Origin of the sequence: Pseudomonas alkylphenolica (assembly GCF_004025535.1) — a bacterium.
In the GTDB taxonomy this organism is placed as follows: Bacteria; Pseudomonadota; Gammaproteobacteria; order Pseudomonadales; family Pseudomonadaceae; genus Aquipseudomonas; species Aquipseudomonas alkylphenolica_A.
In genome coordinates, this window is sequence record NZ_QJRG01000033.1 from 740,443 (window position 1) to 766,683 (window position 26,241).

Consider the following 26,241-nt stretch of genomic DNA (forward strand, 5'->3'; position numbering starts at 1 on the left):
ATGAGAAAGCCTCCCCGTCGGCGGGGCGGTTGCATGGTAAGCAGCGAGTCACAGCGACGGCTTCTGAAAAAAAGTGATGCCCATAGCCAAATGAGAGGGTGGCAGGTGTGAGTGCTCTTGCCGCACAAGGGGTTGATAACTTGTGGCTATCGGGATGAACCGTATTCAATCTGCTGTCGTGCAGGCTTGCCCTATAGTCCGGTCGGATTTCACCCCTTGCGAGGTAGACCATGAAGATTGCCCTGACCGGCGACAGTATCCTGCAGCGTCGTCTGCACAGCCGTGACGATCAGACGCTGAGTCCGCTGTTTGACCTGATCCGCGCAGCGGACGTGAGCTTCACCAATCTTGAGGTGTTGCCCAACGACTTTGCCGGTGACCCGGCACTGGAAAGCGGTGGCTCCCATTTCGGTGCCCCGGCCTGGGTGCTCGACGAACTGGTCGAGGGTGGCTTTGACGTGTTCTCCACCGCCAACAACCACAGCCTGGATTACGGCATCAGCGGCCTTCACGCCGCCCATGAACAGCTACGCAAGCGTGAATTGCTGTTCGCCGGCACCGGGCGAAACCTCGAAGAAGCTCGTCGCCCGGTGTACTGCAGCAAACCGGCGGGTACCGTCGCAATGCTGGCTTGCAGCTCGACCTACGGCAAGGGCCAGGAAGCCAGTGACCAGAGCCGCGACATGCCTGGCCGCCCGGGCCTCAACCCGTTGGGCTACGACACCCTGCATGAAGTCAGTACCGAACAGATGACACAGGTGCGCCAGTTGATTGCCGACCTTGGTCTGGATCGTCTGTACCAAGGCGCGGTCGATCTGGGCTTCGCTCATCCCCTGCCCGACCCTTCGCTGCAGGTGTTTGGCCCGTTCACACCGCTGCTGTTTCGTGAAGGTGCGCGCACCCGGCTGCGTACTCTTGTGCGCAAGAAAGACCTGGATGGCATTTTGCGTTGGGTCGAGGAAGCACGGCTGACTTCGGACATCGTGATGGTCAGCCTGCATGCCCACGAACTGGGCTATAACGAAGCGGGTGAATGGGACCTCGAAGTACCCGCCGAATTCATCCAGCCAGTGGCGCGCAAGCTGATCGACGCGGGCGTCGATATCGTGGTGGGTCATGGCCCGCATTTGCTGCGTGGCATGGAAATCTACCAAGGCAAACCGATCTTCTACAGCCTGGGTAACTTCATCGGTCAGAATGAACTGGTTGAACGTCTACCGGTGGACAGCTACGACCAGTTCCGCGTCGACCGCCAGCAGACACCGTCCAAGGTGTTCTTGCAGCGCACCCGCAACGACACGCGCAGCTTCCCGTCCGATGCGCGTTTCTGGGAGAGCATTGTGCCGATCTGCACCTTCGACGGTCGCACCCTGACGGGCATCGAACTACACCCGGTGCATTTGGGGCTCGGCGAAGCCATCCACCGACGCGGCCGACCACGGCTGGCCGCAGGTGATCAGGCCTGGGCAATCCTGCAACGCTTTGCAGCGCTGTGCGCTGGCTATGAAACCCGTCTGGAAATCAACGCGGACACGGCGCGCGTTGTGCTCTGATCCTGCTTGTGAAATTCCAATGTCAGCCCCCCAACGTGCTGACATTGGTAGCGCATGGATGATGCTAGTGTTTTTCCAACGCCTTCAACCGCCGATACAGGGTGCGCTCGCTCATCCGCAAGTGCTTTGCCAGTTCGGCGCGTGACCCTGCGAAGTTATCCACTGCCTGCGCCAGGTGCCCAAGGCTGTTTGCTGGTTGCCTTCTGTGTTGGCCGTCGGTGGCAGGTTCCTTGAACTCGGCGGGCAAATGTTCAAGGCGGATGACTCCGTCATCGGCAAACAACCGCGCCCGTTCAAGGATGTTGCGCAGCTCACGGATATTGCCGGGATAGGCATACAGGCTCAGGACGTTCATCGCCTCCCGATCAACCCGGGGTGCCGCACTCCCTGCGATGCGCTGTAACAAACTCTCGATCAGCAACGGCAAGTCATCGACCCGCTCTCTGAGCGCCGGCAATCGAATGGGAAAACCGCTGATCCGGTAATACAGGTCTTCGCGAAAGCTGCCCGCCGCCACCATCTCCTTGAGCGGCTTATGCGTGGCCGACACCAGCCTGAAGTCCGAATGAACAGTGCGCAGGCTACCGACCGGGCGAAAGCTGCCGGATTCGATCAGGCGCAGCAGTTTGACTTGCATGGCCAGCGGTACTTCGCCGATCTCATCGAGAAACAAGGTGCCGCCATGGGCCGCTTCGGCCAGGCCGATCTTGCGTTGCAGCGCACCGGTGAATGCACCTTTCTCGTAACCGAACAGCTCACTCTCGAACAATGACTCGTTCAGCCCGGTGCAGTCGACGACGACCAACGGGCCGTTGGCGCGGGGGCTGCCCAGGTGCAAGGCGCGGGCAAAGAGCTCCTTGCCGGTGCCTGACTCACCCTGCAGCAGCACCGGGATCTGTGCCGGCGCGGCGCGCTGCAGGCTGGACAAGGCGTCGGTAAACGCGCTCGAGCGCCCGACCAGACCTTGCTGTTGAGGTTGTGCCGACGCCACGGCAATGCTGCTGAGGCGTTCGACAAAGGCTACCACCTCGCCGTCCGCGTTCAGGATCGGCCGCAACTCGACATCCACGTGCTCCGGCCCCCGCGGAGTGTGGTGCACATGCAGCACCCTTTCCGGGGCGCGGCTGTCCCAGGCTTTGCGCATCGGGCACAACTCGCCAGCCTGATCGCAGGGCACGGCATAGTGATGGGACACCCGGTGGCATTTACCTCCGACGGGCGATTGGCCTCCAGCGGTGAACTGGCGCTGATAGGCCGCGTTGGCAGCCAGGATGTTGTAGTCAGTGTCCAGCACGATGCTCGGTTGTGGGTCGTGTTCGAGGTAGGACACCAGCGATTGAACGGCAGGATCAGGAATTTCTTGCGAAGAATAAGCCATAAGACACCAGGGAAATCTCCCGAGCAGCTTAACTGAAGGCGAGAGGGACTGCCAAAAACTGCCAGGGACTGCCATGACCTGGCAGAAACAACGGCAGTCTGCCAGCTGCCAGGCGACTGCCAGTCAATGAAACCGGCGCTTTAGCCTGAAAACAGGCTGCTACAAGGGGTGGCACGCATCTTGATAACAGGCTGATCAATGCGCACACGGCTTTACGCCATGGCACACGAAAAATTCTGGAGAGCGGTAATGATCATCGGCGGCAATATGTATGTGGAGGCGCTGTTCGACAGTGCGACCTCGACCATCAGTTATCTGGTGATGGATCGTGCTAGCGGTCAATGTGCATTGATCGACAGCGTGCTCGACTACGATCCCAAGGCCGGGCGTACCAGCACGGCCTCGGCCGACGCCCTGATTGCCCGGGTTCAGGAGCTGGGTGCCAAGGTCCAGTGGATTCTGGAAACCCATGTGCATGCCGATCACCTGTCGGCAGCGGCGTATCTCAAGCAGGCACTGGGTGGCCAGGTGGCCATTGGCAGCCAGATTACCCAGGTACAGAAAGTCTTCGGTGCCCTGTTCAATGCCGACCCGACGTTCGCCCGCGATGGCAGCCAGTTCGATGCGCTGTTCGAGGATGAGCAGGTGTTTGCCATCGGTAGCTTGCGCGCCAAGGCACTGCATACGCCAGGCCATACGCCAGCGTGCATGACCTACGTGGTGGAGAGTGAAGGGCAAAGCATCGCCTTTGTCGGTGACACCCTGTTCATGCCGGACTACGGCACGGCCCGTTGCGACTTCCCAGGTGCCAGTGCGCGCACGCTGTACCGCTCGATCCAGCGCATTCTCGCCCTCCCCGCTGAAACCCGATTATTCATGTGCCATGACTACCTGCCGGGTGGCCGTGAGCTTCGTTACATGACCACGGTGGCAGAGCAACGCACCAGCAATATCCACGTGCGTGAGGGCATCAGCGAAGACGCATTTGTCGCCATGCGCGAAGCCCGCGATGCAACCCTCGACATGCCGGTGCTGATCCTGCCGTCGGTGCAGATCAACATGCGCAGTGGGCAACTGCCAGAACCCGAAGAAAACGGCGTGCGCTACCTGAAGATTCCGCTGAACGCACTCTGAGCACTACCCAGAATTATTATTAAAGGAACACCTTGCCATGCCTGCCCATTCCCCATCGCTGAGAAGCGATCATCACAAAGTCCTGATTGTTGGCGCTGGAGCTGCCGGCATCGCTGTGGCTTCCAGCCTGATCCGTCGCGATCCGTCGCTGGACATTGCCCTCGTTGATCCGGCCGACACTCACTACTATCAGCCCGGCTGGACGATGGTAGGTGCGGGTGTCTTCTCGCCTGCCAGTACCGCCAAGCCGATGGCCGCCGCGCTGCCGAAGGGTGTGCGCTGGATCAAGGCACGGGTCGAGCAGTTTGACCCCAACGCCCAGACGGTGACCCTGGATGACACCAGTGTGCTGAGCTACGAGCAGTTGATCCTGTGCCCTGGACTCAAGCTCGATTGGCAGGCGATTGAAGGCTTGAGCGACACCCTGGGTCGCAACGGCGTGACCTCCAACTACCGCTACGACCTGGCACCCTACACCTGGCAGCTGGTGCAGAACCTGCGTGAAGGTCGCGCCGTGTTCAGCCAGCCGCCGATGCCGATCAAGTGCGCGGGGGCACCGCAAAAAGCGCTGTACCTGTCCTGCGACCATTGGCTTCGCAGCGGCCGCCTGGGCAACATCCAGGCGCAGTTCTTCAATGCCGGCGCGGTGTTGTTCGGTGTGGCCGATTATGTGCCTGCGTTGATGAAGTACATCGACAAGTACGCCGTCGACCTTCAGTACAACCATCGCCTGGTTGCCGTCGATGGTCCCGCCCGGCAAGCCACCTTTGTACGCACCCTGCCCGATGGCAGCAGCGAAACCCGGGTACAGCCTTTCGAAATGCTACACGTGGTCCCGCCGCAGGTCGCTCCGGACTTTATCCGCAGCAGTCCATTTGCCGACGCTGCCGGCTGGGTCGACGTCGACCCGGCGACCTTGCGCCACCGGCAGTTCGCCAACGTTCACGGCTTGGGCGATGTGATCAATACCAGTAATGCCAAGACCGCTGCCGCCGCGCGCAAACAGGCACCTGTGGTCGCCAATAACGTGTTGGTGGCCTTGGGACGTTTGCCGAGGCTGGCGCAGTACGATGGCTACGGTTCCTGCCCATTGACCGTTGAGCGCGGCAAGATTGTCCTGGCCGAGTTCACCTACGGCGGCAAACTGGCGCCGAGCTTCCCGCGCTGGCTGCTGGATGGTCGCAGGCCCACCCGCCTGGCGTGGTTGCTCAAGGCGCAGATCCTGCCGCCACTGTACTGGCGCTGCATGCTCAAAGGCCGCGAATGGCTGGCCAAACCGCAAACGCTTGTCGAGGTCGGGCAGTGATCGAACACGAACTACTGGCCGCAGGGCTCGGCGCGATCATCGGTGCCGTGCTGGCGCTCACCGGTGCAGGAGGCGGCATCCTGGCAGTGCCGCTGTTGGTGTTCGGCCTTGGCCTGTCGATGGTGGAAGCCGCTCCCGTCGGCCTGCTGGCTGTCGGCATGGCCGCCGCCGTCGGCGCCTTGCTGGGGTTGCGTCAGGGCGTGGTGCGCTACCGGGCTGCTGCTTTTGTGGCGGCAATCGGTATTGTTGCTGCGCCTTTCGGTTTGATGCTGGCTCACCGGCTGCCCAACGCGCCGCTCGCCCTCACCTTCTCCGTGGTGTTGGTATACGCCTGCGGGCGCATGCTGCTCAAAGCGCGCCGAGAGCTGCGCGGCGAACCGCCCCTGGGCAAGCGCACGCTCATGCCCTGTGTGCTCAACCCCTTACAGGGTCGCCTGCGCTGGACCCTGCCCTGCGCCCGGGCACTGGCCTTTACCGGTGTGCTGTCCGGGTTGCTCTCAGGATTGCTTGGGGTCGGTGGCGGCTTTGTGATCATCCCGGCGTTGAGCCGCTACACCAACCTGGACATGAAAAGCATCGTCGCCACTTCGCTGGCGGTGATTGCCCTGGTGTCCACCGGGAGCGTCATCAGTGCCAGTGTCGGCGGAGTGATGCACTGGAGCGTAGGCGCGCCCTTTGCTGCAGGTGCGGTGCTCGGGCTGTTGATCGCCCGGCAGTTTGCCAGTCGCCTGGCCGGGCCGCGCCTGCAGCAACTGTTCGCCACCGTTGGCATCTGCGCGGCGCTGCTGCTGGTGGTGAAAACCCTGGGAGGATGAGCCCTACTCCGCCAGTAGCGCGTCTTGCTCTTGCGCGCACAGTTCCAGGAGGAAATCCCAGACCACCCGCAGTCGCACTGATTTGTGCAGTTCGCGGCGGGTGCAGATCCAGTAGCTGCGCTGAATGGTCTCGCTGGGCAGCACCCGCACCAGTGCCGGGTCGTGTCGGGCCATGTAGTTGGGCAGTACGGCGATGCCCAAACCGGCCCTGGCGGCCTGCTGCTGGGCAATCACGCTGGTGCTGCGAAACACGACATTCGGTGCCCGGCAGAAGCTGTTGAGAAACAGCAGTTCCTGGCTGAACAACAGATCGTCGACATAGCCAATCCAGCTGTGCCTGGCCAGGTCCTCGCGATGTTCGAGGGCGGGCGCGTTGGCCAGGTATTCGGGGCTGGCGTACAACGCCAGGCGATAGTCCGTGAGTTTGCGGGTTATCAACAGGTCGGCATTGGGCCGTTCCAGATGAATGCTGATTTCCGCTTCGCGGTTGAGAATGCTGACGAACCTGGGCACGGCCACAAGCTCCACCTCCAGCCCCGGATAGCGTTCAAACAGGCTGCCCATGCGCGGTGTGAAGAACATGATGCCGATGCCTTCGGTGACCCCCAGGCGGATCTTGCCCAGCGGGGTGATGGCCTGGGTGATTTCCTCCTGGGCCAGCAGCGCGACGTTTTCCATGGCTTCGGCATGCTTGAGCAACGCCTGGCCGGAAGGCGTCAGTTCGTAGCCCTGGGCGTGCTGGACGAACAAGGCGGTGCCCAGGCTCTGCTCGATATTCTCGATGTGCCGGGCGACAGTGCTGTGGGTGGTGTTCAGGCGTTTGGCGGCAGTCAGTAAACGCCCACTACGCTGCAACTCGAGAAAAAACCGCAGATCATTCCAGTCGAACATGCTTTTCCTTGTGAATCAGGTGTTCACGAACGTTGTGTTAAAACGCACAGCACTTGAGTGAAATCTAACGTTTTCATCTCGAAATTAATCAATAACATGGACTGCGACAAGAATAATAATCAGGCGCGAGGTTGCCATGCCATCAGCCGATCCTGTCTACGACTATGTGGTCGTGGGTGCCGGCCCTGCCGGATGCCTGCTGGCCAACCGATTGTCTGCCGACCCGGGCTGCCGGGTGTTGTTGCTCGAGGCGGGCGGTCGCGACAACTATCCCTGGATTCACATCCCGGTGGGCTACCTCTATTGCATCGGTAACCCGCGTACCGACTGGTGCTTCAAGACCGAAGCGCAACCCGGCCTCGCCGGGCGCGCCCTGGGTTATCCACGGGGCAAGGTGCTGGGTGGCTGCTCCTCCATCAACGGCATGATCTACATGCGCGGCCAGGCCGGCGACTACGATCGCTGGGCCGAGCAGGGCAATGCCGGCTGGGCCTGGAAAGACGTATTGCCGCTGTTCAAGGCCAGCGAACACCATTTCGCCGGTGCCAGTGAGGCGCACGGTGATCAGGGCGAATGGCGGGTCGAGCAGCAACGCTATGCCTGGCCGATCCTCGATGCGTTTCGCGAAGCCGCAGCGCAGAGCGGAATTCAAAGCGTCGCCGACTTCAACACCGGGGATAACCAGGGCTGTGGATATTTTCAGGTCAACCAGCGTTCCGGGGTTCGCTGGAACTCTGCCAAGGCCTTTCTTCGCCCGGTGCGCCACCGTCCCAACCTGACTGTGCTGACCGACGTGCTGGTCGATCAGGTCATTCTTGATGCTGGTCGTGCTTCAGCAGTGAGGGCGCGCTGGCAAGGCAACTGGCAAAACTTCAGTGCCCGCCGCGAGATCATCCTCTGTGCCGGTGCGGTGGGGTCGCCTGGAATTTTGCAACGTTCTGGCATCGGCCCACGAAGCTTGCTGGAGAGCCTGGGGATAACTGTCCGGCATGAATTACCGGGAGTGGGTGGCAACCTGCAGGATCACCTGCAGCTACGTCTGATCTACGAGGTGAACGGGGCGCGAACCCTCAATCAGGTGGCCAACAGTGCCTGGGGCAAGCTGGGTATGGGCCTGCGCTATCTCTACGACCGCAGCGGCCCCCTGGCCATGGCACCGAGCCAATTGGGGGCCTTTGTTCGCTCCGGGCCGGAACAGGCGTCAGCCAACCTGCAATACCATGTTCAACCGCTGTCGCTCGAACGCTTCGGCGAGCCGCTGCACCGTTTCCCGGCGTTTACCGCCTCGGTGTGCAACTTGCGTCCGGCGAGCCGCGGGCGTATCGACATTCGCTCGGCCAACCCGGACGACGCCCCGCTGATCGACCCCAACTACCTGAGCGACCCGCAAGACCTGAAGGTCGCCGCGCAAGCCATCCGTCTCACCCGCACAATCGTCCAGGCCCCTGCCCTGGCGGCATTCAGCCCGCGTGAATACCTGCCCGGTCCCGAGTTGCAGAGCGAAGAGCAACTGCACGAAGCCGCCGGCCAGATCGGCACGACCATTTTCCACCCTGTCGGTACCTGCCGAATGGGCCATGGGCCGCTGGATGTGGTGGATGACCAGTTACGCGTGCATGGCATACCGGGGCTGCGTATCGCCGATGCTTCGATCATGCCGCAGATTGTTTCCGGCAATACCTGCTCACCGACCTTGATGATTGCCGAAAAGGCGGCACAACTGATTACCCGGGGGACGTTATCCACAGCCCGAAGCGATGAAGAAAATGCCGTACCGACGCCCTGATCAGGGTGCGTAGCAACAACGACGTCGGACGCAGTCTGCCGACGTCGGCAGTGGAACAACAAGAATAATCACTGTGGCCTAAAGGCCGAGGACAGCAACGATGTCGGATTATATTCAGGAGCAGGGCGCGGTTGCGGCCAGCAACAGCCGCCGTGAAGAGCGCAAGATCATTTTCGCGTCATCCCTCGGGACGGTGTTCGAGTGGTATGACTTTTTCTTGTACGGGGCACTGGCCGCGGTCATCAGCAAGCAGTTCTTTGCCGGGGTGAACGACACCACTGCCTTCATTTTTGCCTTGATGGCCTTCGCCGCCGGCTTTCTGGTGCGGCCGTTCGGTGCACTGGTGTTCGGTCGCCTGGGGGACATGATCGGACGCAAGTACACCTTCCTGGTGACCATCGTGCTGATGGGCTTGTCGACCTTTGCCGTTGGCCTGCTCCCTACCTACGCCAGCATCGGCATTGCGGCACCGATCATTCTGGTGATCCTGCGGATGCTTCAGGGCCTTGCGCTGGGCGGTGAGTATGGCGGCGCAGCGACTTATGTGGCCGAACACGCGCCACCGGGCAAGCGGGGTTTCCATACCGGCTTTATCCAGTCCACGGCGACCCTGGGCTTGTTGCTGTCGCTGCTGGTTGTGCTGGGCAGCCGCTACATCAGTGGGGATCAGTTCGAAGTCTGGGGCTGGCGCCTTCCGTTCCTGTTGTCGATCGTGTTGCTCGCCATCTCAACCTGGATTCGCATGAGCATGCACGAATCACCGGCTTTCGTGAAAATGAAAGCCCAGGGCAAGACCAGCAAGGCGCCGATCCGTGAGTCATTCGGGTCCTGGGCCAACCTCAAGATCGTGCTCACGGCGCTGTTCAGCATCAACGCAGGGCAAGCCGTCACTTTCTACACCGCGCAGTTCTACGTGCTGTTCTTCCTCACACAGATGCTCAAGATGGACCCGGCCCAGGCCAATACCTTGCTGATTATCAGCGTGATCATCGGCGCGCCGTTCTTTGTGTTCTTCGGCTGGCTGTCGGACCGCATCGGCCGTAAACCCATTCTGATGCTCGGCCTGCTGTTGGCTACCCTGCTCTACTTCCCACTGTTCAAGGCGCTGAGCCATTACGCCAACCCGCAAATCGACGCTGCCAGCCGCCAGGCGCCGATTGTGGTCATGGCCGATCCGCAAGGCTGCACCTTCCAGTTCGACCCGGTCGGCAAGGCACGTTTTGACAGCCCATGCGACAAGGTCAAAACCTTCCTGGTCAAGCAAGGCCTGCCGTACAGCTCTGAATCCGTGGCGCCAGGCAGTGAAGTGGTAGTGACCGTAGGCGAGCAGCGTATCAACGGCTTTGATGAAGCGGCGCTGCGTGCCGCGATCGAAAAAGCCGGCTACCCGGCCAAGGCAGACCCTGCCAGTGTCAACGAAACCATGGTGGTGGTGCTGATCGTGGCCATGATCCTGATCGCCACCATGACCTATGGCCCGTTGGCGGCAGTGATGGTCGAGCTGTTCCCGACCCGCATCCGCTACACCTCGATGTCGCTGCCGTATCACATTGGCAACGGCTGGTTCGGCGGCTTCCTGCCCACGGTGTCGTTTGCCCTGGTGGTGTACACCGGCGACATCTTCTACGGGCTTTGGTACCCGGTACTGGTGACCGGTGTGAGCCTGGTGGTCGGGTTGTTCTGTCTGAAGGAAACCCGCGATGTAGACCTCGACAAGGTCTGAGTGATCAGCGGGCAAAAAAACCGGCGTAAGCGCCGGTTTTTTTATGCCGAGGAAAAACTTATGCACGATTGTCAGAACATTGTCACGCAGAGAAATAAGTATAAAAATTAATAACTTAGATCATTCTGCAGAAAATTTTCAAAATACTGTACACAAGTTATCCACAGATCGTCAGGCAACACCCTTGGCGGCGTTGGGTGCCGCTGCAGGCAATGAACCCATGTCGCGCTGGGTCTGCTCGTTCCAGGCTGCTGCGCGGTCGTTGAGCTCGGCGATGGCTCGAGGGCCCGTGCCTTCGGCGTACATCGGTGCACCGATGACCACTTCGATAGTACCGGCGCGCTTACCCCAGCCTTGCTTGGGCCAGAATTTGCCGGCGTTGTGTGCAATCGGCAGCACCGGCAGGCCTGCGTTGACCGCCAGTGCGGTACCGCCGCGGGAGAATTTGCCGATCTGACCGAAAGGCACGCGTGTGCCTTCCGGGAAGATCAGTACCCAAACGCCATCTTTAAGCAGCTTGTCGCCTTCACTGGCCACCTGCTTGAGGGCTGCCTTGGGGTTGTCGCGGTCAATGGCAATCGGGCGCAGCATGGCCATTGCCCAGCCGAAGAACGGCACGTACAGCAATTCACGCTTGAGCACCTGGCTCAAGGGCGAAAAATAGGCTGAAAGGAAGAAGGTTTCCCAGGTGCTCTGGTGGTTGGAGAGGATCACACAGGGTTGTTTGGGAATGTTTTCAGCCCCGCTGACCTTGACCTTGATGTTCAGGAACACCCGCACCAACACCAGTGCGAAGCGGCACCAGTAAACGTTGATGAAGCGATAACGGGCACTGAACGGCAGAAACGGCGCGATAAAAAAGCTCAGGGTGCACCACAGCAACGAGCTGGTACCCAGTAGCAGGTAAAAAAGAAAGATTCTGATCGCCTGCAGGATCGACATAGCGGCATGTACCGTTGCGGGCTTGCCCGCCTAGTAAAAGTGCGCCTGGTTCGCAGACGCGCTATTTGTGGATAAGTTCTCTGGCGATGGCTGCCAGATCATCGAAAATCAATGTTCCTTGCGGAATGCCCTTGCTCAGGGTCTTCTCGCCTTTTCCGGTTTTTACCAGAATCGGTTGAGCATCGACGGTCAATGCGGCTTCCAGGTCACCCTTACTATCACCGACAAACCATACGCCGGCCAGATCAGACTGGTAATGACGGGCAATGGTTCGCAACATGCCCGGCTTCGGCTTGCGGCAATCGCAGCCTTCATCTGGGCCATGCGGGCAATAGACGATCAGGCCAACCTGGCCACCCTGCTCGGCCACCAGCCTGCGCAGGCGCGCATGCATGGCCTCGAGGGTGGCCAGGTCGTAGTAACCACGGGCGATGCCGGACTGGTTGGTGGCAACCGCCACCGTCCAGCCGGCCTTGCTCAACTGCGCGATGGCCTCGATCGATCCAGGGATCGGTATCCACTCGTCCAGCGACTTGATGTAGGCGTCGGAGTCCTGGTTGATCACCCCGTCACGATCGAGAATCAGCAGTTTCAAGACTTACCCCAGCAGCGAGATGTCGGCTACGCCCAGGAACAGACCGCGCAGGCGGCTGAGCAAGGCGTAACGGTTGGCCCGTACATTGGCGTCCTCGGCGTTGACCATCACCGCCTCGAAGAAGGCGTCGACCGGTTCACGCAGGGCTGCCAGACGTGCCAGCGACTCACTGTACTGACGCGCAGCAGCCATGGGCTGCACGGCCTGGTCGGCTTGCTGGATGGCCGAGTACAGCGAGAACTCGTTGGCATTGTCGAAGTACTTCGGCTCGACGGTGGCCGCGATGGCGCCTTCGGCCTTGCTCAACAGGTTCGACACGCGCTTGTTCACTGCGGCCAGGGCGGCGGCTTCAGGCAGCTGACGGAAGGCCTGTACGGCCTGCACGCGCTGGTCGAAGTCCAGTGCCGAGCCTGGCTTCAAGGCACGTACCGACAGGTAAGTGGCAACATCGATGCCTTCGTCTTCGTAACGGGCGCGCAGGCGGTCGAAGATGAACTCCTGTACCTGATCGGCCAGGCCAGCAGCTTTTACGCTGCCGCCGAACTGGGCAACGGCGAACTCCACTGCTTCGTTCAGGTTCAGGTCCAGCTGCTTCTCGATCAGGATACGCAGCACGCCCAGCGCTGCGCGGCGCAGGGCGTAAGGGTCTTTGCTGCCGGTTGGCAGCATGCCGATACCGAAGATACCGACCAGGGTGTCGAGCTTGTCGGCAATCGCCACGGCCGCACCGGTCAGGGTCGACGGCAGTTCGGCACCGGCACCGCGCGGCATGTACTGCTCGTTCAGGGCCAGGGCGACATCTTCCGGCTCGCCGTCGTTGAGGGCGTAGTAGTAGCCGGCCACACCCTGCATTTCCGGGAACTCGCCGACCATCTCGGTGGCCAGGTCGCACTTCGACAGCAGGCCTGCGCGGGCTGCACGCTGGGCGTCGCCGCCAATGCGCTGGGCAATGAAAGCGGCCAGTTTGCCGACGCGTACGGCCTTGTCGTAGACGCTGCCCAGCTGTGCCTGGAACACCACGTTCTTGAGGCGTTCGTTGAAGCTTTCCAGCGGCTGCTTCTTGTCTTGCTTGAAGAAGAACTCGGCGTCGGTCAGGCGCGGGCGCACAACCTTCTCGTTACCTTCGACGATCTGCTTCGGATCGCGGCTCTCGACGTTGGCGACGGTGATGAAGCGCGGCAGCAGCTTGCCGTCGACGTCCAGCAGGCAGAAGTACTTCTGGTTGTCCTGCATGGTGGTGATCAGAGCTTCTTGCGGCACTTCAAGGAAACGTTCCTCGAACGAGCACACCAGCGGTACCGGCCATTCAACCAGCGCGGTCACTTCATCGAGCAGCGCAGGTGGCACGATGGCAGTGCCTTCCTGCTGCATCGCCAGTTCGGCGGTGCGCTTGCTGATAATCTCGCGACGCTCGGCGAAGTCGGCCAGCACGTAGGCTTTGCGCAGGTCGTCCAGGTAGTTGGCCGGGGCGCTGATGCGAACGTCTTCCGGGTGGTGGAAGCGGTGGCCACGGGAGTGGCGGCCGGCGGTCTGGGCAAGGATGGTGCAGTCGACGACGTCGTCACCGAGCAGCATGACCAGCCATTGGGTCGGACGCACGAACTCTTCCTTGCGCGCACCCCAACGCATGCGCTTCGGGATCGGCAGGTCGTTCAGCGAGTCTTCGACGATGGTTGGCAGCAGGCTGGCAGTGGCTTTGCCCGGGATGTGCTGGGAGAAGCGCAGCTTCGGCCCGCTTTGGTCGATATCCGATAGCTCTACGCCGCACTTCTTGGCGAAGCCAAGGGCTGCTTGGGTCGGGTTGCCTTCGGCGTCGAACGCCGCCTGACGGGGTGGGCCGTCAACGTTGATGCTGCGATCTGGCTGCTGGGTGTCGAGCTGACTAATCAGCACGGCCAGGCGACGCGGTGCGGCGTAGACCTGCTTGCCTGTGTAGTTCAGGCCGGCAGCCTGCAGGCCTTTTTCGATACCGGCGAGGAACGCGTCGGCCAGGGCGCCGAGGGCTTTTGGCGGCAGTTCTTCGGTGCCCAGTTCAACCAGAAAATCTTGAGCACTCATTGTGCAGCCTCCAGCTTGGCCAATGCTTCATCACGCAATTCAGGGGTCGCCATCGGGAAGCCCAGCTTGGCGCGGGCTTGCAGGTAGCTTTGCGCCACGGCCCGGGCCAGGGTACGTACGCGCAGGATGTACTGCTGGCGCGCGGTGACCGAAATGGCACGGCGAGCATCGAGCAGGTTGAAAGTATGCGACGCCTTGAGGACCATTTCGTAGGTCGGCAGCGGCAGCTCCAGCTCGATCAGGCGGTTGGCTTCGCTTTCGTAGAAGTCGAACAGCTCGAACAGTTTCTCGACGTTGGCGTGTTCGAAGTTGTAGGTCGACTGCTCCACTTCGTTCTGGTGGAACACGTCGCCGTAGGTCACCTTGCCGAACGGACCGTCGGCCCAGACCAGGTCGTAGACCGAGTCGACGCCTTGCAGGTACATGGCCAGACGCTCAAGGCCATAGGTGATTTCACCGGTGACCGGCATGCACTCGATGCCGCCCACTTGCTGGAAGTAGGTGAACTGGGTGACTTCCATGCCGTTGAGCCAGATTTCCCAACCCAGACCCCAGGCGCCGAGGGTTGGCGATTCCCAGTTGTCTTCGACGAAACGGATGTCGTGGACCAGCGGGTCGAGACCGATGGCTTTGAGCGAACCCAGGTACAGTTCCTGGAAGTTCGCCGGGTTCGGCTTCAGTACTACCTGGAACTGGTAGTAGTGCTGCAAACGGTTGGGGTTTTCGCCGTAACGACCGTCAGCCGGGCGACGGCTCGGCTGTACGTAGGCGGCGTTCCAGGTTTCCGGGCCGACGGCGCGCAGGAACGTGGCGGTATGGAAAGTGCCGGCGCCTACTTCCATATCGTAGGGCTGAAGCACCACACAACCTTGCTCCGCCCAGTAGTTTTGCAGGGCGAGGATCAAGTCTTGGAAGGTACGCACGGCTGGCGTAGGCTGGCTCACGAAATTCACCTGTTTCTAGGGCTGCGAATATAAAGAGCGGGAGTATAACCCGATTCGCTCGAGCCTCTACCCTTGGAGCCTTATGCCACGTTGCTTTTGGTGTACCGACGATCCGCTTTACCAGGCGTATCACGATCAGGAGTGGGGAACGCCACAGCGCGACCCGGCGCAGCTGTTCGAGATGCTGTTGCTCGAGGGCTTCCAGGCCGGGTTGTCGTGGATCACCGTGCTGAAAAAGCGCGAACGCTATCGCGAGGTGCTGTTCGGCTTCGATCCCGAGCGCCTGGCACAGATGAGCGACGGTGAAATCGAGGAGCGGATGCTCGACCCCGGCATCATCCGTAACCGCCTCAAGCTCAATGCCGCCCGGCGCAATGCGCGGGCCTGGCTGGCGCTGGAGAGCCCGGGGGAATGGCTCTGGTCGTTTGTCGGCGGTGCGCCGAAGATCAACCATTTCAGCCAGCGCAGCGATGTGCCGGCGGTCACCGATGAGGCCAAGGCCATGAGCAAGGCGCTGCAAAAAGCCGGCTTCACCTTCGTCGGCCCGACGATCTGCTACGCCTTCATGCAGGCCACCGGCATGGTGATGGACCACACCACCGATTGTGATCGCTACGCCGCTTTGCTGCGCTGAGGGGTACAATGGCCGGCTTGCAAAGAGAGGAACCAGCCTGTGGATAAATTCAAAGGCGCCTTGATGGTCGGGGCGTTGCGGTTGTTTGCCAAGCTCCCCTGGGGCGCGGTGCAGCGGGTCGGCGCAGCCATCGGCTGGATCATGTGGAAGGTGCCCAACAGCTCACGCAACGTGGTGCGCATCAACCTGGCCAAGTGTTTTCCCGAGATGGACCCGGCTGCACGCGAGCAACTGGTCGGCCGTACCCTGATGGACATCGGCAAATCCTTTACCGAAAGCGCCTGTGCCTGGATCTGGCCAGCCCAGCGCTCGATTGCCCTGGTTCGTGAAGTCGAAGGCCTGGAAGTGCTGCAGGCGGCCCTGGCTTCAGGCAAGGGTGTGGTCGGCATCACCAGCCACCTGGGTAACTGGGAAGTGCTCAACCACTTCTATTGCAACCAGTGCAAACCGATCATTTTCTACCGCCCGCCCAAGCTCAAGGCGGTCGATGACTTGTTGCGCGAGCAACGCGTACAGCTGGGCAACCGCGTGGCGGCGTCGACCAAAGAAGGCATCCTGAGCATCATCAAGGAAGTGCGCAAAGGTGGCCAGGTGGGCATTCCAGCGGATCCGGAGCCAGCTGAATCGGCAGGTATCTTCGTGCCGTTCTTCGCCACCAAGGCCCTGACCAGCAAATTCGTTCCCAACATGCTGGCGGGCGGCAAGGCGGTCGGGGTGTTCCTGCATGCTCTGCGTCTGCCCGACGGCTCCGGCTTCAAGGTGATTCTGGAAGCGGCCCCCGAGGCCATGTACAGCGAAGACACCGAGACCTCGGCGGCGGCCATGAGCCAAGTGGTCGAGCGTTATGTCCGCGCGTACCCGAGCCAGTACATGTGGAGCATGAAGCGCTTCAAGAAGCGTCCGCCAGGCGAGGCGCGCTGGTACTGAAGGCGCACTGCTCGTGTAGGAGCTGGTTTACCTGCGATCGGCGGCGAAGCCGTCGTAAATCCTGAGTCCCGGTTGCATCTGTCAAACCGGGGACTCAGGTGTTGCGGCCGCTGCGCGCCCGATCGCAGGTAAACCAGCTTCTACAGGGTTTTATCCAGCTTTTTGAGAAACACCGTCATCTCTTTCTCGGCCTGCTTGTCACCGTGGGCCGTGGCCGCTTCCAGGCCCTGTTCCCAGGCCTGGCGCGCTGCCGCTTTATCGCCCTGCAACTGATACGCCTTGCCCAGCAGCTTCCACGCGGCCGAATACTTCGGGTCGAGCTCGACGCAGCGTTGCAGGTGCACTGCCGCCTCGGCGCCGTTGCCTTCATCGAGCCAGGCCTTGCCGAGGCCAAAGCGCAGCAGGGCGTTATCCACACCCTTGGCCAGCATCTTTTCCAGTGATTCGCGCATGTGCTGCTCCTTCAGAAGAAGCTCAACCCTACATGGAACAGCTTCTCGACGTCACGGATGTACTTTTTATCCACAACGAAGAGGATCACATGGTCGCCGGCTTCGATCACCGTGTCGTCGTGGGCAATCAGCACTTCTTCGTCACGGATGATCGCACCAATGGTGGTGCCCGGTGGCAGGGCGATATCTTCGATGGCCTTGCCGATGACCTTGCTCGATTTCGAGTCGCCGTGGGCAATGGCTTCGATGGCCTCGGCGGCGCCACGGCGCAGGGAGTGCACGCTGACGATATCGCCGCGGCGCACGTGGGCTAGCAAAGTGCCGATGGTGGCCAGCTGGGGGCTGATGGCGATATCGATGTCGCCGCCCTGAACCAGGTCGACATAGGCCGGGTTGTTGATGATGGTCATGACCTTGCGCGCGCCCAGGCGTTTGGCCAGCAGCGAGGACATGATGTTGGCTTCGTCGTCGTTGGTCAGCGCCAGGAAGATATCGGCCTCGGCAATATTCTCTTCGAGCATCAGGTCGCGGTCCGAGGCACTGCCTTGCAACACCACGGTGCTGTCCAGAGTATCGGAGAGGTAGCGGCAGCGTGCCGGGTTCATCTCGATGATCTTGACCTGGTAACGGCTTTCGATGGCTTCGGCCAGGCGCTCGCCGATCTGCCCGCCACCGGCGATGACCACTCGCTTGTTGGTCTCGTCGATGCGCCGCAACTCACCCATTACCGCGCGGATGTGGGCTTTGGCAGCAATGAAGAACACCTCGTCGTCAGCCTCGATCACGGTATCGCCCTGGGGCAGGATCGGCCGGTCGCGGCGGAAAATGGCCGCCACGCGAGTGTCGACGTTGGGCATGTGCTCGCGGATCTGGCGCAGTTGCTGACCGACCAGCGGGCCACCGTAGTAGGCCTTGACCGCCACCAGCTGTGCCTTGCCTTCGGCGAAGTCGATCACCTGCAGGGCACCCGGGTGCTCAATCAGGCGCTTGATGTAATGGGTTACCACCTGTTCGGGGCTGATCAGCACGTCCACCGGAATGGCATCGTTGTCGAACAGCCCGGCGCGGGTCAGGTAGGCCGACTCACGCACGCGCGCGATCTTGGTCGGGGTGTGGAACAGGGTGTAGGCAACCTGGCAGGCGACCATGTTGGTCTCGTCGCTGTTGGTCACCGCCACCAGCATGTCGGCGTCGTCGGCGCCGGCCTGGCGCAATACAGTCGGGAACGAGGCGCGACCCTGGACGGTACGGATGTCCAGTCGGTCGCCGAGGTCGCGCAGGCGGTCACCATCGGTGTCGACCACGGTGATATCGTTGGCTTCGCTGGCCAGGTGCTCGGCCAGCGTACCGCCGACCTGCCCTGCGCCGAGGATGATGATCTTCATCCACTCTTCCCTTCTGTGGTTATCCGCGCGCGGCGGCGATTTTGATCAGCTTGGCATAGTAGAAGCCATCGTGTCCGCCTTCCTGGGCCAGCAGCTGGCGGCCATGGGGCTGGCGCAGGCCGGCCTGGGTCGCCAGGTCCAGCTCACGGGCACCCGGGGTGCGCGCGAGGAAGGCCTCGATGACTTCGGTGTTTTCCGTTGGCAGCGTCGAGCAGGTGGCATACAGGAGGATGCCGCCGACTTCGAGGGTTGGCCACAGGGCATCGAGCAACTCTCCCTGCAAGCTGGCCAGAGCCGGAATGTCTTCGGCCTGGCGGGTCATCTTGATGTCCGGATGGCGGCGAATCACGCCGGTTGCCGAGCACGGTGCATCCAGCAGGATGCGCTGGAAACCCTTGCCGTCCCACCAACTGGCGGTGTCGCGGGCATCGCAGGCGATCAGTTGGGCATCCAGGCCAAGACGGTCGAGGTTTTCGCGCACGCGGGTCAGGCGCTTGGCTTCGAGGTCGATGGCGACCACGGCGTCGAGACCGGCCTGGGCTTCGAGCAGGTGGCAGGTCTTGCCGCCTGGGGCACAGCAGGCATCGAGCACGCGCTGGCCGGGGGCGAGGTCAAGCAGGTCGGCAGCCAGTTGCGCGGCTTCGTCCTGTACGCTGATCCAGCCTTGATCAAAGCCGGGCAGGCTGCGCACATCGCAGGCTTGCGCCAGCACAATGCCGTCGATGCTGTACTGGCACGGGTCCGCTTCGGTACCGGCTTCGCGCAGCAGTGCCAGGTAGGCGTCACGGCTGTGATGACGGCGATTGACCCGCAGGATCATCGGCGGATGGGCATTGTTGGCGGCGCAGATGGCTTCCCATTGTTCTGGCCAGAACGCCTTGAGCGACTTCTGCAACCAGCGCGGGTGGGCGGTACGCACCACCGGATCACGCTCAAGTTCGGCGAGGATCTCGCTGCTCTCGCGCTGGGCGCGGCGCAGTACGGCATTGAGCAAGGCCTTGGCCCAGGGCTTTTTCAGCTTGTCGGCACAGCCTACGGTTTCACCCAGGGCGGCATGGGCCGGGATGCGGGTGTACAGCAGCTGATAAAGACCGACCAGCAACAGCGCTTCGACGTCGGCGTCGGCTTTCTTGAACGGCTTTTGCAGCAGGCGCTCGGCCAGGGCCGACAGCCGTGGCTGCCAGCGTGCGGTGCCAAATGCCAGGTCCTGGGTCAGGCCACGGTCACGTAGCTCGACCTTGTCCAGTTGCGCGGGCAACGAACTGTTCAGCGAAGCCTTGCCGCTGAGTACTGCCGCCAGGGCGCGGGCGGCTGCCAGACGAGGATTCATTGACCCAGCACCATACCGGCGGCGAATTTCTCGCGGCGGCTGTTGAACAGGTCACTGAAGTTCAGCGCCTTGCCACCGGGCAATTGCAGCCGGGTCAGGCAAAGGGCTTGCTCACCGCAGGCGATGACCAGGCCGTCTTTGCTGGCACCGAGGATTTCACCGGGTGCGCCGCTGCCTGTGGATAAGTGGGCTGCCAGCACTTTCACGGCTTCGCCATTGAGGGTGCTGTGGCAGATCGGCCAGGGATTGAAGGCGCGAACCAGGCGCTCCAGCTCGACAGCCGGGCGGCTCCAGTCGATGCGTGCTTCGTCCTTGTTCAGCTTGTGTGCATAAGTGGCCAGGCTGTCGTCCTGGACCTCACCTTGCAGCGTACCGTCAGCCAGACCTGCCACGGCTTGCAGCACGGCAGGCGGGCCCATTTCGGCGAGGCGATCGTGCAGGCTGCCTCCAGTATCGCTGGCGCTGATCGGGGTGGTGACCTTGAGCAGCATCGGACCGGTATCGAGGCCGGCCTCCATGCGCATCACGGTCACGCCGCTTTCGCTGTCACCGGCCTCGACTGCACGCTGGATCGGCGCAGCACCGCGCCAGCGTGGCAGCAGCGAGGCGTGGCTGTTGATGCAGCCCAGGCGCGGGATGTCCAACACTGCTTGTGGCAGGATCAGGCCATAGGCGACCACCACCATCAGATCGGGCTTGAGGGCGGCGAGCTCCGCTTGAGCCTCGGCATTGCGCAGGGTTGGCGGTTGCAGGACCTGGATGCCGTTATCCACAGCCAGCTGCTTCACGGCACTGGGCATCAGTTTCTGCCCACGTCCGGCCGGACGGTCCGGTTGGGTGTAAACGGCAACCACGTCATAGGGGCTGTCGATTAAGGCCTTGAGGTGTTCGGCGGCAAACTCTGGGGTGCCTGCGAAGACAATGCGCATGGAGTTCTCGCTTAAAAAGAAAAAGGCTTGCCGGAGCAAGCCTTCTGAAAGAAGGGATCAAGCTTGCTGGCGGTGCTGCTTTTCCAGCTTTTTCTTGATCCGGTCGCGTTTGAGCGTCGACAGGTAGTCGACGAACAACTTGCCGTTGAGGTGATCACATTCGTGCTGGATGCACACGGCCAACAGGCCTTCGGCGATTTCTTCGAAGGGCTTGCCGTCACGGTCAAGCGCTTTGATCTTGACCCGTACCGGACGATCGACGTTTTCGTAGAAACCGGGCACCGACAGGCAGCCTTCCTGATACTGATCCATTTCGTCGGTCAGCATCTCGAGTTCAGGGTTGATGAACACCCGTGGCTCGCTGCGATCTTCGCTCAGGTCCATGACCACGACGCGCTTGTGCACGTTGATCTGGGTCGCGGCCAGGCCGATGCCAGGGGCTTCGTACATGGTTTCAAACATGTCGTCGACCAACTGGCGGATGCTGTCGTCGACTTCCGTCACCGGTTTGGCGATGGTGCGAAGGCGCGGGTCCGGGAATTCGAGAATGTTCAGAATGGCCATAAGCGTATGAGCTGCACTGTGCGATGAATTACAAACATGAATACACATAATAAAGGGAATCGGCGCATTCGGCACCTGGCAAAGGTCAGCTAAGGTTTCAGGCAGCGTTTCCCACTCTGCCTCAGCACGCCAGGATGGCAGCTACTGGCAGAAATCTTTCAACCGGTTGTCAAAGTATTATCAACAGAGTTATCCACAGCTTGTGCAGGCCGTGGCCGGCTCGCCCGATCAAGGATGATCGCCATGTCACAGCTAGCTTCGCACGCGTGTTCGCCGGCCGAACTTGAGGCGCGATTGCGCCTGCACCGTCTACCGTCTCTGGGGCCACAGCGTTTTCACGCACTCCTTCAAGCCTTCGGCAGTGCCTCGGCGGCGCTAAGCGCGCCGGCCAGTGCCTGGCGTTCTCTGAAGCTCCCCTGCGAGAGTGCCGAAGCCCGGCGCAGCCGTGAAGTGCGCGAGGGTGCAGCGGCTGCTTTGGCCTGGCTAGAGCGCCGCGACCGGCATGTACTGATGTGGGACGAGCCCGGCTATCCGGCCTTGCTGGCGGAAGTGGACGCCGCCCCGCCCCTGTTGTTTGTGGCCGGCAACCCTGCCCTGCTGGAAAAACCTCAGCTGGCAATAGTAGGTAGTCGCCGCGCCTCACGCCCGGCGCTGGACACGGCGGCGGCCTTTTCCCGTTACCTTGCGCAGGCCGGGTTCGTGATTACCAGCGGCCTGGCCCTGGGCGTCGACGGTGCGGCTCACCAGGGCGCACTGGACGTTGGCGGGCAGACCGTCGGGGTGTTGGGTACCGGGCTGCAGAAATTTTATCCACAACAGCATCGGTCGCTGGCGGCGGCGATGATCGAGCAAGGCAGCGCCGTGGTTTCCGAGTTTCCCCTCGATGCCGGGCCGGTGGCGGGCAACTTTCCCCGACGAAATCGCATCATCAGTGGCTTGTCGCTGGGTGTGCTGGTGGTCGAAGCGAGCCTGGCCAGCGGTTCGTTGATTACTGCACGGCTGGCGGCTGAACAGGGGCGCGAGGTGTATGCCATCCCGGGCTCGATTCACCATCCGGGGGCCAAGGGCTGTCATCAGCTGATTCGCGATGGCGCATTGCTGGTGGAAAACGTCGAGCAGATAGTCGAGACACTGCAGGGATGGCAACGCCTGCCGCCCCAGCAAGGCGCTGAACCGGCTGGCAGTCGACACCTGCTTGAAGATTTGTTGCTGGCCGCGCCACTCACCAGTGAAGCGCTGGCCAGCAGCAGCGGTTGGCCGCTGCCCCAGGTGCTGGCGGCGTTGACCGAACTGGAAATGGCGGGACGCGTGTGTAATGAAGCTGGGCGTTGGTTTGCCCGGCCGGGCTAAGTACACTGCTCATCAGCCTTTATGCGGAGAGATAGCAATGGTGAGCAGTTGGCGTGTGCAACAAGCCGCGCGTGAAATTCGGGCCGGTGCGGTGATTGCCTATCCAACCGAGGCCGTCTGGGGGCTGGGCTGTGATCCCTGGAACGAGGAAGCGGTGGATCGCCTGCTGGCGATCAAGTCGCGCTCGGTCGACAAGGGCTTGATCCTGATCGCCGACAATATCCGCCAGTTCGACTTCCTGTTTGAAGATTTTCCCGAGGTCTGGCTGGACCGCATGGGCAGTACCTGGCCGGGCCCCAATACCTGGCTGGTGCCGCACCAGAACCTGTTGCCGGAATGGATCACCGGGCAGCACGACACGGTTGCCCTGCGTGTCAGTGATCATCCGGTGGTGCGTGAGCTGTGTTCGCTGGTTGGCCCGTTGGTCTCGACCTCGGCCAACCCGCAGGGGCGCCCAGCGGCGAAATCGCGCTTGCGCGTAGAGCAGTACTTCCGTGGGCAGCTGGACCTGGTCCTTGGCGGCGCATTGGGTGGTCGGCGCAATCCGAGCGTGATTCGTGACCTGGCCACCGGGGATGTTGTCCGGGCGGGTTGACGCAGCCTCGCCCGCCCGCTGGTTCCTACAGGTTTTTACGGCAACAGAATGGTGGACCCCACGGTCCGTCTTGCTGACAGCTCAGCTTGAGCCTTGGCCGCTTCGCTCAGTGGGTAACGCTGGTGGATATCCACCACCAGCTTGCCACTGGCGATCATTGCGAACAGGTCATCGGCCATCGCCTGAGTGTTCTCGGCCGTGTTGGCGTAGCTGGCCAGGGTCGGTCGGGTGACGTACAGCGAGCCCTTCTGCGCCAGGATCCCCAGGTTGACCCCGCTGACGGCACCCGACGCATTGCCGAAGCTGACCAGCAGTCCGCGCGGTGCCAGGCAATCAAGCGATGTCAGCCAGGTGTCCTGGCCAACTCCGTCATACACCACCGGGCATTTTTTGCCATCGGTCAGCGCCAGCACTCGCTGCACCACGTCTTCACGGCTGTAATCGATGGTTGCCCAGGCGCCCAGTGCTTTGGCGCGCTCGGCTTTTTCAGCCGAGCTGACGGTGCCGATCAGGTTTGCTCCCAGGGCTTTGGCCCATTGGCAGGCCAGCGAGCCGACACCGCCGGCAGCGGCGTGGAACAGCAGGGTGTCGCCTAGTTGTACGGCGTAGGTCTGTTTGAACAGGTACTGCACCGTCAGGCCTTTGAGCATGACGGCGGCCGCCTGTTCGAAACTTATGGTGTCGGGGAGTTTGACCAGATTGGCTTCGGGTAACACGTGCACTTCGCTGTAGGCGCCCAACGGGCCACTGCCATAAGCAACTCGATCACCGACCTTGAACCGGGTGACCTGTCCGCCGACCGCTTCAACCACCCCGGCGCCTTCGGTTCCCAAGCCTGAGGGCAGTGCCGGTGGGTGATATAAGCCGCTGCGAAAGTAGGTGTCGATGAAGTTCAGACCAACGGCCTGGTTGCGTACGCGGACCTGCTGCGGGCCTGGCTCGGCGGGTTCGAAATCGACCAGTTGCAGGACCTCCGGGCCCCCATGCTGGCTGAACTGGATACGCTTGGCCATCTGCACTCTCCCTTCAGGCTCGAAAACCCTTATCGGACGCTTTTGCTTGATCGCCGTCAACTGCGACCGGCCTGCAGCCGGTGGTATGCTACGCGCCGAATTTGCTCAAGCCCGCTTCCAGGTGACCTGATGACTAGCCGCACCGAGGCCGTGAAAGCCTACCTGCTCGACCTGCAAGACCGTATTTGTGCCGCCCTCGAAGCTGAAGACGGTGGCGCCCGCTTTGTCGAAGATGCCTGGACGCGTGAGGCTGGCGGCGGTGGACGGACCCGGGTGATCGGAAATGGCAATGTCGTCGAAAAGGGCGGCGTGAACTTCTCCCACGTGTTCGGCAGCGGCCTGCCACCGTCGGCCAGTGCCCATCGGCCGGAACTGGCCGGGCGTGGTTTCGAGGCCCTGGGCGTATCGCTGGTGATCCACCCGCACAACCCGCATGTGCCAACCTCGCATGCCAATGTGCGGTTCTTCATCGCCGAGAAAGAAGGTGAGGAAGCGGTCTGGTGGTTCGGCGGTGGTTTCGACCTGACGCCTTATTACGGCAACGAAGAAGACTGCCTGCACTGGCACCAGGTCGCCGAGCGCGCCTGTGCGCCGTTCGGCGCTGACGTCTACCCGCGCTACAAGGCCTGGTGCGACCGCTACTTCCACCTCAAGCACCGTGGAGAGCCACGCGGCATCGGCGGCCTGTTCTTCGATGACCTCAACGAGTGGGACTTCGATACCTGCTTTGCCTTCATCCGTGCCATTGGCGACGCCTACATCGAGGCTTACCTGCCGATCGTCCAGCGCCGCAAGGCCATGGCCTACACCGCCGAGCAGCGTGAATTCCAGGAATTCCGTCGCGGCCGCTACGTCGAGTTCAACCTGGTCTACGACCGCGGCACCCTGTTCGGCCTGCAGTCTGGCGGTCGTACCGAATCGATCCTCATGTCGCTGCCACCGCAGGTGCGTTGGGGGTACGATTGGAAGGCCGCACCTGGCAGTGAAGAAGCCCGCCTGACCGAGTACTTCCTGCAGGACCGCGACTGGCTTGGCGAGGCCAAAGCCGCTCACTGATGCCTTGTGGATAACTTCCGGCCCGCTTGAATTTGACTCAGGAACTGCGTGAATGGACCAGTACGTTGTATTTGGCAACCCGATCGGCCACAGCAAGTCGCCGTTGATTCACCGGCTGTTTGCCGACCAGACCGGCCAGCAGCTGGAATACAGCACCTTGCTGGCGCCACTGGACGATTTCAGCATGTGCGCCCAGGGCTTTTTCAAGCAGGGCCTGGGGGCCAACGTCACGGTGCCCTTCAAGGAAGAAGCCTATCGCCTGGTCGACAGCCTGACGCCACGCGCGCAGCGGGCGGGTGCGGTCAATACCCTGAGCAAGCTGGCTGATGGCACCCTGCAGGGTGATAACACCGACGGCGCCGGGCTTGTGCGAGATCTGACGGTCAATGCCGGTGTGCAACTGACGGGCAAACGCATCCTCTTGCTTGGCGCTGGCGGTGCCGTGCGTGGCGTACTGGAGCCCTTGCTGGCACACAACCCGGCGTCCCTGATCATCGCCAACCGTACGGTGGAAAAGGCCGAGCAGCTGGCTCGCGAGTTCGCCGACCTCGGCCCGGTGGCGGCCAGTGGCTTCAGCTGGCTGCAAGAGCCTGTCGACCTGATCATCAATGCCACCTCCGCCAGCCTTGCCGGCGAGCTGCCGCCGATCTCTGCGGACCTGATCGCGCCGGGTAAAACCGTGTGCTACGACATGATGTATGGCAAAGAGCCGACGCCGTTTTGTCGTTGGGCCACGGAACACAAGGCTGCCAAGGTCCTGGATGGGCTGGGCATGCTTGCCGAACAGGCCGCCGAAGCGTTCTTCATCTGGCGCGGCGTGCGTCCGGACACTGCTCCGGTACTGGACGAGCTGCGCCGTCAATTGGCGCGGGCTTGAGCTA

At 61.8% G+C, this 26,241-nt stretch carries 24 protein-coding genes; 12 read left to right on the forward strand and 12 right to left on the reverse strand.

Translation table 11 applies throughout. The features are described from left to right. Positions 1-230 precede the first annotated feature (230 nt). On the forward strand, positions 231-1,553 hold the full coding sequence (locus tag DM813_RS03460; protein WP_128322028.1) for a CapA family protein: 1,323 nt from the start codon (positions 231-233) through the stop codon (positions 1,551-1,553). Between the two features lie 64 nt (positions 1,554-1,617). Here the strand turns inward: DM813_RS03460 and DM813_RS03465 are convergent, their stop codons facing one another. After that, entirely contained in the window at positions 1,618-2,931 is a 1,314-nt protein-coding gene (locus DM813_RS03465) for a sigma 54-interacting transcriptional regulator (RefSeq protein ID WP_241653121.1), read from the reverse strand. A gap of 249 nt (positions 2,932-3,180) precedes the next feature. Between DM813_RS03465 and DM813_RS03470 the strand changes: the two genes are divergently transcribed. The 3 genes from DM813_RS03470 to DM813_RS03480 are packed head-to-tail and all read left to right on the forward strand — an operon-like array spanning position 3,181 to position 6,186. Continuing rightward, positions 3,181-4,065, forward strand: a complete 885-nt coding sequence (locus tag DM813_RS03470; RefSeq protein WP_128322144.1) for an MBL fold metallo-hydrolase — start codon at positions 3,181-3,183, stop codon at positions 4,063-4,065. 37 nt (positions 4,066-4,102) lie between these two features. Beyond that, positions 4,103-5,371, forward strand: coding sequence for an NAD(P)/FAD-dependent oxidoreductase (locus DM813_RS03475; protein WP_128322029.1), 1,269 nt, complete (start codon positions 4,103-4,105; stop codon positions 5,369-5,371). Beyond that, entirely contained in the window at positions 5,368-6,186 is an 819-nt protein-coding gene (locus DM813_RS03480) for a sulfite exporter TauE/SafE family protein (protein WP_128322030.1), read from the forward strand. The genes DM813_RS03475 and DM813_RS03480 overlap by 4 nt, the downstream gene beginning before the upstream one ends. 3 nt (positions 6,187-6,189) lie before the next feature. On the opposite strand, the gene DM813_RS03485 is transcribed toward DM813_RS03480, so the two are convergent. After that, a complete protein-coding gene (locus DM813_RS03485) occupies positions 6,190-7,077 on the reverse strand; it encodes a LysR family transcriptional regulator (protein ID WP_128322031.1) in 888 nt (295 codons plus the stop codon). 136 nt (positions 7,078-7,213) lie between these two features. Here DM813_RS03485 and DM813_RS03490 point away from each other — a divergent pair, with 136 nt between their 5' ends. Together DM813_RS03490 and DM813_RS03495 are read left to right on the forward strand one after the other, a co-directional pair. Further along, positions 7,214-8,863, forward strand: a complete 1,650-nt coding sequence (locus tag DM813_RS03490) for a GMC family oxidoreductase (protein ID WP_128322032.1) — start codon at positions 7,214-7,216, stop codon at positions 8,861-8,863. Between the two features lie 100 nt (positions 8,864-8,963). Then, positions 8,964-10,586 carry an MFS transporter gene (locus DM813_RS03495; protein WP_128322033.1) on the forward strand — a complete coding sequence of 541 codons (1,623 nt, stop codon included), beginning with the start codon at positions 8,964-8,966 and terminating at the stop codon, positions 10,584-10,586. 171 nt (positions 10,587-10,757) lie between these two features. On the opposite strand, the gene DM813_RS03500 is transcribed toward DM813_RS03495, so the two are convergent. The 4 genes from DM813_RS03500 to glyQ all read right to left on the reverse strand — a co-directional run bounded on the left by DM813_RS03500 (position 10,758) and on the right by glyQ (position 15,125). Then, on the reverse strand, positions 10,758-11,528 hold the full coding sequence (locus tag DM813_RS03500; protein WP_128322034.1) for a lysophospholipid acyltransferase family protein: 771 nt from the start codon (positions 11,526-11,528) through the stop codon (positions 10,758-10,760). Between the two features lie 61 nt (positions 11,529-11,589). Further along, positions 11,590-12,123, reverse strand: coding sequence for a D-glycero-beta-D-manno-heptose 1,7-bisphosphate 7-phosphatase (gene gmhB / locus DM813_RS03505; protein ID WP_128322035.1), 534 nt, complete (start codon positions 12,121-12,123; stop codon positions 11,590-11,592). 3 nt (positions 12,124-12,126) lie between these two features. After that, positions 12,127-14,181 carry a glycine--tRNA ligase subunit beta gene (glyS, locus tag DM813_RS03510; RefSeq protein WP_128322036.1) on the reverse strand — a complete coding sequence of 685 codons (2,055 nt, stop codon included), beginning with the start codon at positions 14,179-14,181 and terminating at the stop codon, positions 12,127-12,129. Then, positions 14,178-15,125, reverse strand: coding sequence for a glycine--tRNA ligase subunit alpha (gene glyQ, locus DM813_RS03515; protein WP_164897201.1), 948 nt, complete (start codon positions 15,123-15,125; stop codon positions 14,178-14,180). Before glyQ ends, glyS begins: the two co-directional genes overlap by 4 nt. A gap of 82 nt (positions 15,126-15,207) precedes the next feature. Between glyQ and DM813_RS03520 the strand changes: the two genes are divergently transcribed. Beyond that, complete coding sequence (locus tag DM813_RS03520; RefSeq protein WP_128322038.1) at positions 15,208-15,759, forward strand: DNA-3-methyladenine glycosylase I; 552 nt, start codon at positions 15,208-15,210, stop codon at positions 15,757-15,759. A gap of 39 nt (positions 15,760-15,798) precedes the next feature. Further along, complete coding sequence (locus DM813_RS03525) at positions 15,799-16,686, forward strand: lysophospholipid acyltransferase (RefSeq protein ID WP_128322039.1); 888 nt, start codon at positions 15,799-15,801, stop codon at positions 16,684-16,686. A gap of 140 nt (positions 16,687-16,826) precedes the next feature. Here DM813_RS03525 and DM813_RS03530 read toward each other — a convergent pair whose 3' ends face one another. From DM813_RS03530 to def, 5 genes are read right to left on the reverse strand one after another with little or no spacing between them, the layout of a single operon-like run. Beyond that, positions 16,827-17,138: a tetratricopeptide repeat protein gene (locus DM813_RS03530; RefSeq protein WP_128322040.1), complete on the reverse strand. Its 312-nt coding sequence runs from the start codon at positions 17,136-17,138 to the stop codon at positions 16,827-16,829. Positions 17,139-17,149: 11 nt separating this feature from the next. Further along, a complete protein-coding gene (trkA, locus tag DM813_RS03535; protein WP_128322041.1) occupies positions 17,150-18,523 on the reverse strand; it encodes a Trk system potassium transporter TrkA in 1,374 nt (457 codons plus the stop codon). Between the two features lie 19 nt (positions 18,524-18,542). Next, entirely contained in the window at positions 18,543-19,853 is a 1,311-nt protein-coding gene (gene rsmB / locus DM813_RS03540; protein WP_128322042.1) for a 16S rRNA (cytosine(967)-C(5))-methyltransferase RsmB, read from the reverse strand. After that, a complete protein-coding gene (gene fmt / locus DM813_RS03545) occupies positions 19,850-20,782 on the reverse strand; it encodes a methionyl-tRNA formyltransferase (RefSeq protein WP_128322043.1) in 933 nt (310 codons plus the stop codon). Before fmt ends, rsmB begins: the two co-directional genes overlap by 4 nt. 57 nt (positions 20,783-20,839) lie before the next feature. Then, entirely contained in the window at positions 20,840-21,346 is a 507-nt protein-coding gene (def, locus tag DM813_RS03550; RefSeq protein ID WP_128322044.1) for a peptide deformylase, read from the reverse strand. A gap of 243 nt (positions 21,347-21,589) precedes the next feature. Here def and dprA point away from each other — a divergent pair, with 243 nt between their 5' ends. Both dprA and DM813_RS03560 read left to right on the forward strand, forming a co-directional pair. Next, positions 21,590-22,696 (forward strand): DNA-processing protein DprA, encoded by a 1,107-nt coding sequence (gene dprA, locus DM813_RS03555; RefSeq protein WP_431311901.1) that lies wholly within the window; start codon positions 21,590-21,592, stop codon positions 22,694-22,696. Between the two features lie 37 nt (positions 22,697-22,733). After that, entirely contained in the window at positions 22,734-23,291 is a 558-nt protein-coding gene (locus DM813_RS03560; RefSeq protein ID WP_128322046.1) for an L-threonylcarbamoyladenylate synthase, read from the forward strand. A gap of 35 nt (positions 23,292-23,326) precedes the next feature. On the opposite strand, the gene DM813_RS03565 is transcribed toward DM813_RS03560, so the two are convergent. Beyond that, positions 23,327-24,304 (reverse strand): NADPH:quinone reductase, encoded by a 978-nt coding sequence (locus DM813_RS03565; protein WP_128322047.1) that lies wholly within the window; start codon positions 24,302-24,304, stop codon positions 23,327-23,329. A gap of 129 nt (positions 24,305-24,433) precedes the next feature. Between DM813_RS03565 and hemF the strand changes: the two genes are divergently transcribed. Continuing rightward, positions 24,434-25,360: an oxygen-dependent coproporphyrinogen oxidase gene (gene hemF / locus DM813_RS03570; RefSeq protein WP_128322048.1), complete on the forward strand. Its 927-nt coding sequence runs from the start codon at positions 24,434-24,436 to the stop codon at positions 25,358-25,360. 52 nt (positions 25,361-25,412) lie between these two features. Next, positions 25,413-26,237, forward strand: a complete 825-nt coding sequence (aroE, locus tag DM813_RS03575) for a shikimate dehydrogenase (protein WP_128322049.1) — start codon at positions 25,413-25,415, stop codon at positions 26,235-26,237. Positions 26,238-26,241: the final 4 nt, after the last annotated feature.

Coding starts and splice junctions, on each gene's coding strand:
- DM813_RS03460 (WP_128322028.1), top strand. CDS start 231: ATGAAGATTGCCCTGACCGGCGACAGTATCCTGCAGCGTCGTCTGCAC.
- DM813_RS03465 (WP_241653121.1), bottom strand. CDS start 2,931: ATGGCTTATTCTTCGCAAGAAATTCCTGATCCTGCCGTTCAATCGCTG.
- DM813_RS03470 (WP_128322144.1), top strand. CDS start 3,181: ATGATCATCGGCGGCAATATGTATGTGGAGGCGCTGTTCGACAGTGCG.
- DM813_RS03475 (WP_128322029.1), top strand. CDS start 4,103: ATGCCTGCCCATTCCCCATCGCTGAGAAGCGATCATCACAAAGTCCTG.
- DM813_RS03485 (WP_128322031.1), bottom strand. CDS start 7,077: ATGTTCGACTGGAATGATCTGCGGTTTTTTCTCGAGTTGCAGCGTAGT.
- DM813_RS03490 (WP_128322032.1), top strand. CDS start 7,214: ATGCCATCAGCCGATCCTGTCTACGACTATGTGGTCGTGGGTGCCGGC.
- DM813_RS03495 (WP_128322033.1), top strand. CDS start 8,964: ATGTCGGATTATATTCAGGAGCAGGGCGCGGTTGCGGCCAGCAACAGC.
- DM813_RS03500 (WP_128322034.1), bottom strand. CDS start 11,528: ATGTCGATCCTGCAGGCGATCAGAATCTTTCTTTTTTACCTGCTACTG.
- glyS (WP_128322036.1), bottom strand. CDS start 14,181: ATGAGTGCTCAAGATTTTCTGGTTGAACTGGGCACCGAAGAACTGCCG.
- DM813_RS03520 (WP_128322038.1), top strand. CDS start 15,208: ATGCCACGTTGCTTTTGGTGTACCGACGATCCGCTTTACCAGGCGTAT.
- DM813_RS03530 (WP_128322040.1), bottom strand. CDS start 17,138: ATGCGCGAATCACTGGAAAAGATGCTGGCCAAGGGTGTGGATAACGCC.
- trkA (WP_128322041.1), bottom strand. CDS start 18,523: ATGAAGATCATCATCCTCGGCGCAGGGCAGGTCGGCGGTACGCTGGCC.
- rsmB (WP_128322042.1), bottom strand. CDS start 19,853: ATGAATCCTCGTCTGGCAGCCGCCCGCGCCCTGGCGGCAGTACTCAGC.
- fmt (WP_128322043.1), bottom strand. CDS start 20,782: ATGCGCATTGTCTTCGCAGGCACCCCAGAGTTTGCCGCCGAACACCTC.
- def (WP_128322044.1), bottom strand. CDS start 21,346: ATGGCCATTCTGAACATTCTCGAATTCCCGGACCCGCGCCTTCGCACC.
- dprA (WP_431311901.1), top strand. CDS start 21,590: ATGTCACAGCTAGCTTCGCACGCGTGTTCGCCGGCCGAACTTGAGGCG.
- DM813_RS03560 (WP_128322046.1), top strand. CDS start 22,734: ATGGTGAGCAGTTGGCGTGTGCAACAAGCCGCGCGTGAAATTCGGGCC.
- DM813_RS03565 (WP_128322047.1), bottom strand. CDS start 24,304: ATGGCCAAGCGTATCCAGTTCAGCCAGCATGGGGGCCCGGAGGTCCTG.
- hemF (WP_128322048.1), top strand. CDS start 24,434: ATGACTAGCCGCACCGAGGCCGTGAAAGCCTACCTGCTCGACCTGCAA.
- aroE (WP_128322049.1), top strand. CDS start 25,413: ATGGACCAGTACGTTGTATTTGGCAACCCGATCGGCCACAGCAAGTCG.